The 12224-nt window shown below is 67.1% G+C and carries 16 protein-coding genes and 1 tRNA gene; 7 read left to right on the top strand and 10 right to left on the bottom strand.

The window, feature by feature from the left end; translation table 11 throughout:
* Complete coding sequence (gene cheD, locus J2X20_RS19750; protein WP_310268281.1) at nucleotides 1-660, bottom strand: chemoreceptor glutamine deamidase CheD; 660 nt, start codon at nucleotides 658-660, stop codon at nucleotides 1-3.
* Between the two features lie 4 nt (nucleotides 661-664).
* Nucleotides 665-1516, bottom strand: coding sequence for a CheR family methyltransferase (locus J2X20_RS19745; protein ID WP_310268278.1), 852 nt, complete (start codon nucleotides 1514-1516; stop codon nucleotides 665-667).
* 208 nt (nucleotides 1517-1724) lie between these two features.
* On the opposite strand from J2X20_RS19745, the gene J2X20_RS19740 reads away from it, so the two are divergent.
* Genes J2X20_RS19740 through J2X20_RS19730 form a run of 3 tightly spaced genes read left to right on the top strand, consistent with a single transcriptional unit; the run spans nucleotide 1725 to nucleotide 3653 of the window.
* Entirely contained in the window at nucleotides 1725-2462 is a 738-nt protein-coding gene (locus J2X20_RS19740; protein ID WP_310268275.1) for a GGDEF domain-containing protein, read from the top strand.
* Nucleotides 2459-3271, top strand: a complete 813-nt coding sequence (locus tag J2X20_RS19735; RefSeq protein ID WP_310268271.1) for a MinD/ParA family protein — start codon at nucleotides 2459-2461, stop codon at nucleotides 3269-3271. Before J2X20_RS19740 ends, J2X20_RS19735 begins: the two co-directional genes overlap by 4 nt.
* The gene (locus J2X20_RS19730) at nucleotides 3264-3653 is read left to right on the top strand and encodes a group II truncated hemoglobin (protein ID WP_310268268.1); all 390 of its coding nucleotides are present in this window, start codon (nucleotides 3264-3266) and stop codon (nucleotides 3651-3653) included. Before J2X20_RS19735 ends, J2X20_RS19730 begins: the two co-directional genes overlap by 8 nt.
* Here the strand turns inward: J2X20_RS19730 and J2X20_RS19725 are convergent.
* The 3 genes from J2X20_RS19725 to radC all read right to left on the bottom strand — a co-directional run bounded on the left by J2X20_RS19725 (nucleotide 3650) and on the right by radC (nucleotide 5773).
* Nucleotides 3650-4300: a hypothetical protein gene (locus tag J2X20_RS19725; RefSeq protein WP_310268265.1), complete on the bottom strand. Its 651-nt coding sequence runs from the start codon at nucleotides 4298-4300 to the stop codon at nucleotides 3650-3652. The two genes, J2X20_RS19730 and J2X20_RS19725, sit on opposite strands and share 4 nt — an antisense overlap.
* Before the next feature lie 154 nt (nucleotides 4301-4454).
* Nucleotides 4455-5102, bottom strand: coding sequence for a Smr/MutS family protein (locus tag J2X20_RS19720; RefSeq protein WP_310268261.1), 648 nt, complete (start codon nucleotides 5100-5102; stop codon nucleotides 4455-4457).
* Nucleotides 5099-5773: a RadC family protein gene (gene radC / locus J2X20_RS19715; RefSeq protein ID WP_310268258.1), complete on the bottom strand. Its 675-nt coding sequence runs from the start codon at nucleotides 5771-5773 to the stop codon at nucleotides 5099-5101. Before radC ends, J2X20_RS19720 begins: the two co-directional genes overlap by 4 nt.
* 39 nt (nucleotides 5774-5812) lie before the next feature.
* On the opposite strand from radC, the gene J2X20_RS19710 reads away from it, so the two are divergent.
* From J2X20_RS19710 to J2X20_RS19695, 4 genes are all read left to right on the top strand, one after another.
* A complete protein-coding gene (locus J2X20_RS19710) occupies nucleotides 5813-6256 on the top strand; it encodes an FKBP-type peptidyl-prolyl cis-trans isomerase (protein ID WP_310268254.1) in 444 nt (147 codons plus the stop codon).
* An 11-nt stretch (nucleotides 6257-6267) separates the two neighbouring features.
* On the top strand, nucleotides 6268-7233 hold the full coding sequence (gene ispH / locus J2X20_RS19705) for a 4-hydroxy-3-methylbut-2-enyl diphosphate reductase (protein ID WP_310268252.1): 966 nt from the start codon (nucleotides 6268-6270) through the stop codon (nucleotides 7231-7233).
* Nucleotides 7234-7304: 71 nt separating this feature from the next.
* Nucleotides 7305-8606 carry a serine--tRNA ligase gene (gene serS / locus J2X20_RS19700; protein ID WP_310268251.1) on the top strand — a complete coding sequence of 434 codons (1302 nt, stop codon included), beginning with the start codon at nucleotides 7305-7307 and terminating at the stop codon, nucleotides 8604-8606.
* 209 nt (nucleotides 8607-8815) lie between these two features.
* Nucleotides 8816-8906: transfer RNA gene (locus J2X20_RS19695), tRNA-Ser, on the top strand.
* Nucleotides 8907-8954: 48 nt separating this feature from the next.
* On the opposite strand, the gene J2X20_RS19690 is transcribed toward J2X20_RS19695, so the two are convergent.
* The 5 genes from J2X20_RS19690 to J2X20_RS19670 form a co-directional block, all read right to left on the bottom strand.
* The gene (locus J2X20_RS19690) at nucleotides 8955-9569 is read right to left on the bottom strand and encodes a TMEM175 family protein (RefSeq protein WP_310268249.1); all 615 of its coding nucleotides are present in this window, start codon (nucleotides 9567-9569) and stop codon (nucleotides 8955-8957) included.
* Between the two features lie 75 nt (nucleotides 9570-9644).
* The gene (locus tag J2X20_RS19685) at nucleotides 9645-10019 is read right to left on the bottom strand and encodes a hypothetical protein (RefSeq protein ID WP_310268246.1); all 375 of its coding nucleotides are present in this window, start codon (nucleotides 10017-10019) and stop codon (nucleotides 9645-9647) included.
* On the bottom strand, nucleotides 10016-10330 hold the full coding sequence (locus J2X20_RS19680) for a copper-binding protein (protein WP_310268243.1): 315 nt from the start codon (nucleotides 10328-10330) through the stop codon (nucleotides 10016-10018). The genes J2X20_RS19685 and J2X20_RS19680 overlap by 4 nt, the downstream gene beginning before the upstream one ends.
* 15 nt (nucleotides 10331-10345) lie before the next feature.
* Nucleotides 10346-10828, bottom strand: a complete 483-nt coding sequence (locus J2X20_RS19675) for a cupredoxin domain-containing protein (protein WP_310268240.1) — start codon at nucleotides 10826-10828, stop codon at nucleotides 10346-10348.
* 7 nt (nucleotides 10829-10835) lie between these two features.
* Nucleotides 10836-12209: a multicopper oxidase family protein gene (locus J2X20_RS19670; RefSeq protein ID WP_310268237.1), complete on the bottom strand. Its 1374-nt coding sequence runs from the start codon at nucleotides 12207-12209 to the stop codon at nucleotides 10836-10838.
* Between the last annotated feature and the right edge of the window lie 15 nt (nucleotides 12210-12224).

The raw sequence follows: 12224 nt of genomic DNA, 5'->3' as shown, positions 1-12224 counted from the left end.
TCAGAACAGATCGATGGAGCCGCCGCTGCTGGCGACCGGCTGCACCTTTTGAATCGCGGCCCTGTCTTGCTGGACCAGCGCGTCGGTATTGGTCGGCGCCAGGCGCTTGACCATGGCCTTGCCACTGGCCGGCAGGAAACACACCTTGCGCGGGTACACGTCCATCACGTCCTTGGACACGATGGGAATGCGTTCCAGCTTCAGGAAATCGATGACGAAATTGGTGTTGCGCTCGCCGACGTTGAGCGAGTTCATGCCTGAGATGACGGCGCCGCCGCCGAAGATCTTGGCTTCCATGCGGGCCTTGCTGGCGCCGCGCTTCATCATCTCGTTGATGAGCAGTTCCATTGCGAACGAGCCGTAGCGGCCCGAGTCGCCATTGCCCTCGGGCAGCATGAAGTGGTTCATGCCGCCGACCTTGGCGACGCGGTCCCACAGGCAGGCCGCGATGCAGGAGCCCAGCGTCGTCATGACGAGCAGGTCTTCCTGGTCGACAAAGTATTCGCCCGGCAGGATCTTGACGGCGGCATTCTTGAAGTGGGCGTCGTAGAAGAAGAACGAGGCCTCGCCTTGCTTGCGTGGCTGGCCCTTGAGGTGGTTGACCTTGGCCAGCGCGGCTGGGTTGCCGAGCGTCGATGCGGTAGCGAGAGGCGTACTCATTGGCTCAGACCCGTTCGTAAATCGTCTTGCCGCGCAGCTTGAACAGGTCGCGCGATTCGGTGAAGTTCTCCGAGTGGCCGACGAAGAGCAGGCCACCCGGACGCATGACGCGGTGGATGCGCTCCAGCACCTTGCGCTGGGTCGGCGCATCGAAATAGATCATCACGTTGCGGCAGAACACCATGTGGAAGGGGTCGCCCAGCTGCCACTGCGCATCCATCAGGTTCAGCGCGCGGAACTCCACCCAGCGCTGCAGCTCGGGCTTGATGCGGATCTTTCCGGAATTCGCACCCGTGCCGCGCATGAAGAAGTTCTTCAGCCGCGTCGCGTCGAGGCCGCGCGCATCGGCGTTGTAGACGCCGCGCTTGGCCGTGGCCAGCACATTGGTGTCGATGTCGCTGGAGACCAGTTGCACCGAGGCGCTGGCGCCTAAGGCTTCGCTGCAGGTCATCAGGATGGAGTAGGGCTCCTCGCCGGTGGAGGCGGCGCAGCACCAGATGCGCACCGGCTTGCCGGCATAGGGCTTGAGGTCGTCCTTCAGCGCATGGAAGTGATGTTCCTCGCGGAAGAAGGAGGTCAGGTTGGTCGTGAGGCAGTTGACGAACTCCTGCCATTCGACGGCGCCGGACGGGCCGGTGGAAGCCTCCAGCCATTGCAGATAGCTGGCGAAACTCTTGTGCCCGGTCTCGCGCAGGCGGCGCGACAGCCGGCTGTAGACCATCGCATGCTTGCCGTCATGCAGGCTGATGCCGGCATGCTTGTAGATCAGCTCGCGCACACGGTCGAAGTCGGCCTTGCTGAAGCTGAATTCGTGATCGAGAGATTCAGTGCCGTGGGCGAGGTCGGGTGCGGGCATGTCGAAAATCAGATTTGTTGGTGCTCGCAGCAGTTCAGGCGTGGCGCGCCGATTCTGCACCGCAGGCCGTTTTTACGGTCCGGGTGCGGCCCAGCATAGTGCAAACAGGCCGCAGGAACGTGCCTGTTTCACGACCTGGACACGGGGAGGCCGCTGCTAGACTGCCCCGAAACCACAATCCACCCATTCGCCCCCGCCGTACCAGCCTTTGGAACAACGCCTGCCCGCCAACCACCTGATCGATGCCGATGCGCTCGTTCTGGACCAGGCCCTGCAATTGCTGCAGCAGGCCGGCGCGTTGCTTCCGGACGAGGCGCCGATGAGTGCTGCCTGGCTGCAGGCCGTGGTCGATGCCTTGTGCGATCTTTCCAGCAAGGATGCCCTGACCGGACTGGTCAATCGCCGCAGCTTCGAGATGGCCCTGGCCCGTGAAGTCGACCGCGTGGCCCGCTCTGGCGAGGGGGCCCTGCTGCTGATGCTGGACATCGATCACTTCAAGGCCGTCAACGACACCCATGGCCATGGCGCCGGCGACCAGGTCATCCGCGCCGTGGCCCGCGCCGTCGAGCAGACGGTGCGGCCCATGGATCTCGTCGCCCGCGTCGGCGGCGAGGAATTCGCCATCATCCTGCCCAACTGTGCCTCGCATGTGGGCCTGGCCGTGGCCGAGCGCGTGCGCGAACGGGTCTCCGAACTCGCCATCGAGGTCGGCCCCGGCCAGATGCTCAGCGTCACGGTCAGCCTCGGTGGCGCCTTCGCGCCGCAATGGGTGCGTTCGTCGCCGCTGCTGTGGACGGAGCGGGCCGACCGCCAGCTCTACCGCGCCAAGGCCGAGGGCCGCAACCGGGCCTGCCTCGAACCCCAGATCGATTCCCTGGTCAGCGCCGAAGAAAAGGGCATGTTGTTCGCCTCCCTGAATCTCGAAACGCAACAGGACACGCCATGACGACTTCCGATCCTGCTGCTCCCACGCCACCGCCGCAACGTCCCGCGCGCAGCGGCGGCGCCCGCACGCTTGCCGTCACTAGCGGCAAGGGCGGCGTCGGCAAGACCTTCGTCACCGCCAATCTCGCGGCGGCTCTGGCCGCGCGCGGCCAGAAGGTGCTGGTGCTGGACGCCGACCTCGGCCTGGCCAACCTCGACGTGGTGCTGAACCTGCACCCCAAGCTGACGCTGCACGACGTCTTCACCGAAAAGGCCACGCTGGAGCAGGCCATCCTGCCGGCGCCTGGCGGCTTCTCCGTGCTGCTGGCCGGCTCCGGCATTGTCGAGTACTCGCGTCTGACCCCCGAGGTGCGCGACAAGCTGCTGCACATCATCGACCTCGTCAAGCCGCGCTTCGACTGGGTGCTGCTCGATACCGGCGCCGGCATCTCCGACGTCGTGCTGTTCGCCATCTCCCTGGCCACCGACGTCCTCGTCGTCGCCACGCCCGAGCCCACCTCGCTGACCGATGCCTATGCCACCATCAAGGTGCTGGCCACGCAGCAGGAGCGCCGCCAGGTGGGCCTGCTCGTCAACCAGGCCAACCGCGTCGGCGAGGGCAAGCTGATCTGCGGCCAGTTGCAGCAGGTGCTGCAGCGCTTCGTCGGTCCGACGCCGGGGCAGAGCTTCAGGCTCGAGCTCTATGGCGAGGTGAAGGCCGACCCGGCCGTCAAGCAGGCCGTGCTGAAGCGCCAGTTGATGCTGGAACATTACCCGGGCTGCGACGCGGCCCAGGCCATCAAGGCGCTAGCCACAAAAATTCTTGGCTGAACAAACTCCCTCCACCGCCTTTGAATGGGCCGGCGGCGAGGCGCGCGTGCGCGAACTCGTCGACCGCTTCTATGACCTGATGGACCTGGAGCCGGCCTATGCGCGGCTGCGCGCGGCCCATGGCGACTCGCTGGAGTCGGCGCGCGACAAGCTGTTCTGGTTCCTGTGCGGCTGGCTGGGCGGGCCCGACCACTACATCAGCCGCTTTGGCCATCCGCGCCTGAGAGCGCGGCACATGCCCTTTCGCATCGGCATCGCCGAGCGCGACGAATGGCTGGCCTGCATGGGCCAGGCCATGCAGGAGACCGGGGTGGACCCGGCCCTGCAGGCCCGGCTGGCCGAGTCCTTCGCGGGCACGGCCGACTGGATGCGCAACGTTTAATCGAGCCTGAACGCGAAGTCCTGCTGGAAGGTCGCGTCACCCTGGCACTGATAGCCGGAGAGGGCGGATTCCACCGAGCGTTGCAGCGAGCGCCTGGTCTTGCTGTCCAACGCACCCTGGGCCACGCGGAAGTCCGTGCCGACGACGCGGCCGCCGCGGACGGTGGCGATCACCTGCAGCACGGCTTCACCGCTCCAGTTGACGACCGGCACATCGGGGCGGGGCATCACGGAGCAGACCGCGCTGGGGGTGCTGATGGTGTCAGTCTTTTTCTGAGTTTGGGCCGGTGTGGTCGTGCCCGTGCTGACGGTCGGCCCGCTGGTTGTCGGAGTGGCGTCGCGCTGCGGTACCGCACTGATGACGGGCTCCTGAGGCGGCTGGGCGATTTCGACGATCGGCGGCGGCACCAGGATGGGCTCCGGCGTCGACAATTTGGGCTCGGCGGGACGCACGCGCTCGAAGGGTTTTGGCGGCTCCGGTGCCTCGGGCGGCAAAGTCCTCACCGTCGCCAGTTCCCGGACCCTCGGCGGCACCGTGATCAGCCCGGCGCTCAGCGCGTAGATGCCTGCCAGATGCAAGGCAACGACCAGACCGATGCCGACATAGCTCTTGGGCTGGGTTGCACGATCGGAAAAGGTGTGGGACATGGGCGCTCTCCTCGTTGGGCTGGGAAACCGGATGTCGCGCTGATGGCGGCTTGAGGCCAGACTACTCCGGGCTAACGGCGCCGGTCAATGGCGTTGCACCTCGTGTCGGCCGCGCGACGCGACAGCCCGGTGTTATTCACCCGTCAGCGGCGCGTCAGGCCGTTCCGTTCAGCAGCACGATGAGGGCGCCTGCGCCGCCGTCGCTGGCGCGGGCCTGCACAAAGGCCAGCACCTCGCTCTTTTGCACCAGCCAGCGCCGCACGCGGCCCTTGAGCACGGGTTCGCGGCCCGGCGAGCCATGGCCCTTGCCGTGCACGACGCGCACACAGCGCAGGCCGCGGCGGGCGCTGTCGTGAATGAACAGGCCCAGCGCCTCGCGGGCCGCGTCGCGGCGCAGGCCATGCAGATCGAGCTGGGCCTGCAGGGACCAATGGCCGCGGCGCAGCTTGCGCACGACCTCCAGGCTGATGCCTTCGCGGCGAAAGCTCAGCGTCTCGTCGGTGTCCAGCAGGGACTCGACGTCGATCTCGTCCGACAGCGCCTGCAGCAGCACGGCCCGCTCGTCCGCCTCGCGCTGACGCGGCTCCGGCGATGGCGGCTCGACGGCGTGGATGAAGCGGTCGGTGCTGCGCAGCGGCGTCACGGGACCGACGGTCAGCTCGAAGATCTTTCTTTCCTGCTCGGCCAGACGCATGGCTGCGGCGACGCGCTCGCGCTCGACCTCGGCCGCCAGCCGCGCCGCCGCCATCTCGCGGGCCAGCGGCTTGAGATCCGCCAGGCTGCGCACCGTCTTGACGCTCACAGCAGGCCCCGCTCGGCGAAGGACACCACCTCGCCCGCGCCGACGACGAAATGGTCGACGACACGCACGTCCACCAAAGCCAGGGCCCGGCTGAGCTGCTGGGTCAGCAGCTCGTCGGACCGTGAGGGCTCGGCGACACCGCTGGGGTGGTTGTGGGCCAGGATGGCGGCGCCGGCACCCAGGGCCAGGGCGCGCTTGACGACCTCGCGCGGATGCACCGTCGTCGACGTCAGCGAGCCCTGGAACAGCGTTTCCATGGCGATCAGGCGCAACTGGGCGTCCAGGAAGAGCACTGCAAAGACCTCGTGACCCAGGCCGCCCAGCTGCAGGCGCAAATAGGTTTTCACCGTGCCGACGTCGCTCATGGCCGGCTTTTCGGCCAGTTGCTGGTTCAGCGAGCGCCGGGCGATCTCCAGCACCGCGGCGATTTCGGCGCGCTTGGCCGGCCCCAGGCCCTTGACCTTGGCGAGGTCCTGTACGCTGGCCTGCAGCAGCCCGGCCCAGCCGCCAAACTGGTCCAGCAGGCTCTGGGCCAGCTGCAGCACAGGCATGCCCTTGAGCCCGGTGCGCAGCAGCAGGGCCAGCAGTTCGGCATCCGCCAGCGCGGCGGGTCCGCGGGCCAGCAGCTTCTCGCGCGGGCGGGCGTCCGGGGGCAGATGGGTCAAAGACATAAAATCGCGTCCAGTCTAGCCAAGCCTTCCCCCTCTCGCATGAACCCCATCCAGGCCGGGTCCTTCCTGACCTTGCATTACCGGCTCTCGGGCCCGGACGGTGCCGACATCGTCAACACCTTCGACGACAAGCCCGCCACCCTGTCCTTGGGGCTGGGCCAGCTGTCGCCGGCCATCGAGGCGCGCCTGATCGGCCTGCCCGAGGGGGCCCACGAGCGTTTCGAGCTGGCGCCGGGCGAGGCCTTCGGCGAACGCAACCCCGAGCTGCTGCAGCGCGTGAAGCTGTCGCTGCTGCGCCAGCTGGGCGATCCCGACGAGGCCTACAACGTCGGCGACGTCGTGCAGTTCCCGGGCCCGGACGGGCAGGGCGGCTATGCGGGCGTTGTGCGCGAGCTGGGCGGCGAGGCGCTGCTGTTCGACTTCAACCATCCTCTTGCGGGCCAGCCGGTCAGCTTCGAGGTGCAAGTGATCGGCGTGCTGTGATGGAGGCAAAAGTGCAACCCCAGGAGGTCGTGCTGGCCGAGCCACGCGGCTTCTGCGCCGGCGTGGACCGGGCCATCGAGATCGTCGAGCGGGCGCTGCTGAAGTTCGGTGCGCCCATCTATGTGCGCCACGAGATCGTGCACAACACCTATGTCGTCAACGACCTGAAGTCGCGTGGCGCCATCTTCATCGAGGACCTGGCCGAGGTGCCGCCCGGCGCCACGCTGGTCTTCAGCGCCCATGGCGTCAGCCAGGAGGTGCGCCGCGAGGCCGCTGCACGCGGCTTCCAGGTCTTCGACGCGACCTGCCCGCTGGTCACCAAGGTCCACGTCGAAGTGGCCAAGCTGCACCGCGAGGGCTATGAGTTCATCATGATCGGCCACAAGGGCCACCCCGAGGTCGAGGGCACGATGGGCCAGCTGTCCGAGGGCATCTTCCTCGTCGAAGACGTCGAGGACGTGGCCAAGGTGCAGGTCAAGGATGGAGCCAAGCTCGCCGTCGTCACGCAGACGACGCTCAGCGTGGACGACGCCGCCGACATCCTGGCCGAGGTGAAGCGCGTCTTCCCGCAGGTGCGCGAGCCCAAGCAGCAGGACATCTGCTACGCCACGCAGAACCGCCAGGACGCCGTCAAGGTGATGGCGCCCCAGGTCGACGTCGTCATCGTCGTCGGCAGCCCGACGAGCTCCAACAGCAACCGCCTGCGCGAACTGGCCGAGCGCCTGGGCACGCCGGGCTATATGGTTGACGCCGCCGAAGACCTGAAGGCCGAGTGGCTGGAAAACCGCCCGCGCGTGGGGCTGACGGCTGGCGCGTCGGCGCCCGATGTGCTGGTGCAGGCCGTCATCGACCGCCTGCGCGCGATGGGGGCCACGACGGTGCGCAGCCTGCCGGGCGTGGAGGAGCATGTGCGCTTCCCGCTGCCCATGGGTCTGGGCGACAAGTCCATGGCCGAGGTGAGTTCTTCCCGATCTTGAACACGGCGCTTCGCACACCGGCGGCGCCTGACATCGGCGCCGCTTTCGCATTCGAATATTGAAGGACACCCATGCTCGACATCACCCAACTGCGCAAGGAGCTCGACACCGTCATCGAGCGCCTGAACGCGCGCAAGAACCCCCAACCCTTCCTCGACGTGGAGCGCTTCAAGGCGCTCGAGGCCGAGCGCAAGGCCGTGCAGACCCGCACCGAGGAACTGCAGGCGCGCCGCAATGCCCTGTCCAAGCAGATCGGCATGGCCAAGGGCAAGGGCGAGGATGCCTCGGCCCTGATGGCCGAAGTCGGCGGCATCGCCGATGAACTCAAGGCGGGCGGCGAGCGCCTTGAGGCCATCCAGGTCGAACTCAACGACATGCTGATGGGCGTGCCCAATCTGCCCGACGCCAGCGTGCCGGCCGGCGCCGACGAGACCGGCAACGTTGAGGTGCGCCGCTGGGGCACGCCGAAGTCTTTCGACTTCGAGGTCAAGGACCATGTCGACCTCGGTGCCCCGCTGGGCCTGGACTTCGAGACCGGCGCCAAGCTGTCGGGCTCGCGCTTCAGCTTCCTGCGCGGCCCGGTGGCCCGCCTGCACCGCGCACTCGCCCAGTTCATGCTCGACGTGCAGACGACCGAGCATGGCTACACCGAGTGCTACACGCCCTATATCGTCAACCGCGAGATCCTCGAGGGCACGGGCCAGCTGCCCAAGTTCAAGGAAGACATGTTCTGGGTGCTGCGCGGCGGCGACGAGGAGCAGGCCGAGCAATACCTGATCTCGACCTCGGAAATCTCGCTGACCAACACCGTGCGCGAGAGCGTGCTGAAGGCCGAAGACCTGCCCGTCAAGATGACGGCCCACAGCCCCTGCTTCCGCTCGGAAGCCGGCTCGGCCGGCCGTGACACGCGCGGCATGATCCGCCAGCATCAGTTCGACAAGGTTGAGATGGTGCGCATCGAGCAGCCCGAGAACAGCATGGCCGCGCTGGATGAGATGACAGGCCACGCCGAAGTCATCCTGCAAAAGCTCGGCCTGCCGTATCGCACCATGCTGCTGTGCAGCGGCGACATGGGCTTTGGTTCGACCAAGACCTATGACCTCGAGGTCTGGCTGCCGGCGCAGAACACTTATCGCGAGATCAGCTCCTGCTCGAACATGGGCGCCTTCCAGGCCCGCCGCATGCAGGCGCGCTTCAAGAACGCCCAGGGCAAGAACGAGCTGGTGCACACGCTGAATGGCTCCGGCCTGGCGGTGGGGCGCACGTTGGTCGCAGTGCTGGAAAACTATCAGCGTGCCGATGGCAGCGTCGAGGTGCCAGAGGTGCTCCGCCCCTACATGGGCGGAGTTTCGGTGCTCGCACCGAAGAGCTGATGGTTTCGGCGCAGGCTCACTTCGCCCTGCGAAGTGAAGCGCAGCGGGCCGCAGCCAGAACTATCAGCGTGCCGATGGCAGCGTCGAGGTGCCGGAGGCGCTCCGCCCTTACATGGGCGGCGTGGAAGTCCTGCGCGGCTGATTTCTGCGGTGGGGGCGAAAAACCTGCCTATAATGCGAGGCTTCGCTCCACATGCGGCACCGAATCAGGAGAGGTGGCAGAGTGGTCGAATGTACCTGACTCGAAATCAGGCGTACGGTATCCCCGTACCGTGGGTTCGAATCCCACCCTCTCCGCCAGCACAAGGCCAGTCCCCCGGGACTGGCCTTTTTGCTTTCCGGCCCGGCTCAAGCCTCCGGAATGCGGCGCCTGGCACGCCACAGCAGCAACAGGCCCAGCGCCACGCCCACCAGCGGTGCGAAGACATCCAATCGCATCAACGTCGGAATGCAGGCGAAGCAGAAGACGGCCAGACCCATCAGGTTGCGCTGATGCGTGGCCCTGGCCTTGGCGGGCGAGCACTGCTCGGCAACCAGCCCGCGCCGCATGGCCAGCCAGAAGAACAGGGTCTGCAGCAGCAGGATCAGCCCGATCACCGGCACATAGACCAGCAGCGCGGCCAGGTTGGTGGGGTAGCGCCCCAGCAGCGCCGAGGCGAAGGGAAAAAAGCAGACCAGCGCGAGAAAGCTCAGCGCGCACACCAATACGGGCACGTCGATGTCCCGCACGTTCTCGGCCAGGCGGTGATGCCAGACCCAGAACAAGCCCAGCATCGCGAAGCTGACGAAATAGGCGCCGATCACGTAGCCGTGGTGTAGCAGCGCGTGCAGCAGCTCCTCGGCCGAGCGCCGGTCGGTCAGCTCCGGCACCTTGACCTCCAGTACCAGGATGGTCATCGCGATGGCGAACACGCCATCGACCAGGGTCTCGAGGCGTGCGCGGTGGATGCGGAACGAGCTCATGGGGCGGCGGCCTTTTCTGACGGGTCCGGAGTGGCCGCAGCATATCGACGCGCCGGCGGGCCGGGACTCGGGTTTTCAGCGCTGCAGGCTCAAGCGAATGTCGACGTCCGCCGTGGTCTTGTTCGTCCACATCCAGCAATGCGCCGGCTCGGCGTCAAAGGTCTGCAGGCCCTGGGCCTTCTCGGCCTTCTCCAGCTTCGCCGGGTAGACGACCTCTTTGCCCTGGTGGACGTGGATGTTGAAGGGCAGGGGTGCACCGGCCTCGAAGGACCAGTGCACGCGGCTGCCCTTGGGGAGCTTGCCGCAGACCTCCAGCAACTCCTTGGGCGCCAGCGTCGCCGTGTGGGTGAAGCGACCTTCGGCGTTGAAGGCGATGTCGACGACCTGGGCGGCGGCGAAGGCCGTGCCACCGAGGGTGGCGAGGCCGAGCAGGGTGAGCAGTCGTTTCATTGGGCAGCCTGGATGTCGGTGACGATGAACTGGCCGCCCTCGTGGACGGCCTTGAAGCGCAGCTTGTCGCCGACCTTGAGGCCGTCGAGCAGGCGCTTGTCGCGAGCCTGGAAGACCATGGTCATGGCCGGCATGTCCAGGGACTTGATCTCGCCATGGCGCAGCGTGATCTTGGCCGCGGCGAGGTCGATCTTGCGGACCTCGGCCTCGGTCATGGCGTCGGCCGCGGAGGCTGCCGCGGCGGGCGGTTCGGCAGCCAGGGCGAAGTGGGGCGACGCCAGCAGGGCGGCCCAGAGCAGAACGGTTTTCATGGGTGATCTCCTGAATCAGCTCGCGCGGACGATGAACTTGCCGCGCATGCCGGCCTGGAAATGACCGGCGATGAGGCAGGCGAAGTCGAACTCGCCTGCACGGTTGAAGGTCCAGACGATCTCGCCGGTCTGGCCCGGCGGCACATGGGCCATATAGGGCTCGTCATGCTCCATGCCGGGGAACTTCTGCATCAGGGCCGCGTGTTCCTCCAGCTCCTGCCGGGTGCCGATGACGAGTTCGTGCAGCACGGCGCCGCCGTTGCGCATGACCAGGCGCAGGGTCTCGCCCTGGCGAACCTCGATGCGCGACGGCGTGAAGCGCATGTCGTCGCTCATCTTGATCTCAACGGTGCGCTTGGCCGTGCGGCGTTCGCCGGCAATGCCCCAGGGTTTCTGTTCCTTCTTGAGGACGGTGGGAGCGCTGGGGGCGTGTTCGCCGTGGGCGTGAGCGCTGGCAGCCAACAGGGCCAGCGCCAGGGTGGTGATGAGGGTCTTCATGGTGTTCTCAATGGTTGTGATGGCCTTGGGGCTTGCGCACCTGCACCTCGACGTCGGAGGCGCGCGCGGCAGGGGGCGGTGCGCTGGCGGCGGGCGGCGCATCGCCCACCTCGCGCGCCAGCGTGCCGGGCGGGTGCTGGAACCAGCCGGGGTCGCTGTAGTCGCCGCGCTTGAGCCCGCGCCTGACCTTGAGCAGGCTGAACATGCCGCCCATGGCGATGGGGCCGAAGGGGCCGTCGCCGGCCATCATGGGCGCCGTGTTGTCGGGCAGGGGCATGCTCATCTCGGTCATGTCGTGCATGCCGCGTTCGCCCATGACCATGTAGTCGGGCACCAGCTGGCGGATCTTGGCGGCCAGGCCGCTGTGATCCACGCCGATCATGGTGGGCACGCCGTGGCCCATCGCATTCATCGTGTGGTGGGCCTTGTGGCAGTGGAAGGACCAGTCGCCTTCCTCGTCGGCGACGAACTCGAGCTGGCGCATCTGGCCCACGGCGATGTCCGTCGTCACCTCGGGCCAGCGTGCTGATCGAGGCACGGGGCCGCCGTCCGTGCCCGTGACCATGAACTCATGGCCATGGATGTGGATGGGGTGGTTGGTCATCGTCAGGTTGCCGATGCGGATGCGCACCTTGTCGCCCTGACGCGCCACCAGCGGCGCGATGCCCGGAAAGACGCGGCTGTTCCAGCTCCACAGATTGAAGTCCAGCATGGTCATGACTTTGGGTGTCGCGCTGCCGGGCTCGATGTCGTAGGCGTTGAGCAGGAAGGCGTAGTCGCGGTCGACCTCGTCGATGAGGGGATGCTTGGCCTTGGGATGCGTGATCCACAGGCCCATCATGCCCATGGCCATCTGCACCATCTCGTCGGCATGCGGGTGGTACATGAAGGTGCCGGGGCGGCGCGCGACGAACTCGTAGACCCAGGTCTTGCCCGGCGGGATGGCGGGCTGGGTCAGGCCGGTTACGCCGTCCATGCCATTGGGCAGGCGCTGGCCGTGCCAGTGCATGCTCGTCACCTCGGGCAGGCGGTTGGTGACGTAGATGCGCACGCGGTCGCCCTCGACGACCTCGATGGTCGGGCCCGGGCTCTGGCCGTTGTAGCCCCACAGATGGGCCTTGAAGCCGGGCGCCATCTCGCGCACGACGGGCTCGGCGACGAGGTGGAATTCCTTGACGCCGTTGTTCATGCGCCAGGGCGCCGTCCAGCCGTTCAGCGTGACGACGGGGTTGTAGGGGCGGCCATTGGGCGGCACGAGGGGGGCTTGGGTGTCGGGCGAGGTCTGGATGACGGGCTCGGGCAGGGCGGCCATCGCCGCCTTGGAAACTGCCGCCAGCGAGGCCAGGGTCGATCCCGCCAGCAGGGAACGTCGGTTGAACATGGGGGTCCTCGGGAT

Origin of the sequence: Roseateles saccharophilus (assembly GCF_031458095.1) — a bacterium.
Taxonomy (GTDB): Bacteria; Pseudomonadota; Gammaproteobacteria; order Burkholderiales; family Burkholderiaceae_C; genus Pelomonas; species Pelomonas saccharophila_A.
The sequence above is the reverse complement of the archived record's forward strand: the minus strand, read 5'-3'. Positions and strand labels throughout refer to the sequence as shown.

What these genes read in the sequence shown, in the direction of transcription:
- cheD (WP_310268281.1), bottom strand. Translation starts at nt 660, where the DNA reads ATGAGTACGCCTCTCGCTACCGCATCGACGCTCGGCAACCCAGCCGCG.
- J2X20_RS19745 (WP_310268278.1), bottom strand. Translation starts at nt 1,516, where the DNA reads ATGCCCGCACCCGACCTCGCCCACGGCACTGAATCTCTCGATCACGAA.
- J2X20_RS19735 (WP_310268271.1), top strand. Translation starts at nt 2,459, where the DNA reads ATGACGACTTCCGATCCTGCTGCTCCCACGCCACCGCCGCAACGTCCC.
- J2X20_RS19725 (WP_310268265.1), bottom strand. Translation starts at nt 4,300, where the DNA reads ATGTCCCACACCTTTTCCGATCGTGCAACCCAGCCCAAGAGCTATGTC.
- radC (WP_310268258.1), bottom strand. Translation starts at nt 5,773, where the DNA reads ATGTCTTTGACCCATCTGCCCCCGGACGCCCGCCCGCGCGAGAAGCTG.
- J2X20_RS19710 (WP_310268254.1), top strand. Translation starts at nt 5,813, where the DNA reads ATGAACCCCATCCAGGCCGGGTCCTTCCTGACCTTGCATTACCGGCTC.
- serS (WP_310268251.1), top strand. Translation starts at nt 7,305, where the DNA reads ATGCTCGACATCACCCAACTGCGCAAGGAGCTCGACACCGTCATCGAG.
- J2X20_RS19690 (WP_310268249.1), bottom strand. Translation starts at nt 9,569, where the DNA reads ATGAGCTCGTTCCGCATCCACCGCGCACGCCTCGAGACCCTGGTCGAT.
- J2X20_RS19685 (WP_310268246.1), bottom strand. Translation starts at nt 10,019, where the DNA reads ATGAAACGACTGCTCACCCTGCTCGGCCTCGCCACCCTCGGTGGCACG.
- J2X20_RS19680 (WP_310268243.1), bottom strand. Translation starts at nt 10,330, where the DNA reads ATGAAAACCGTTCTGCTCTGGGCCGCCCTGCTGGCGTCGCCCCACTTC.
- J2X20_RS19675 (WP_310268240.1), bottom strand. Translation starts at nt 10,828, where the DNA reads ATGAAGACCCTCATCACCACCCTGGCGCTGGCCCTGTTGGCTGCCAGC.
- J2X20_RS19670 (WP_310268237.1), bottom strand. Translation starts at nt 12,209, where the DNA reads ATGTTCAACCGACGTTCCCTGCTGGCGGGATCGACCCTGGCCTCGCTG.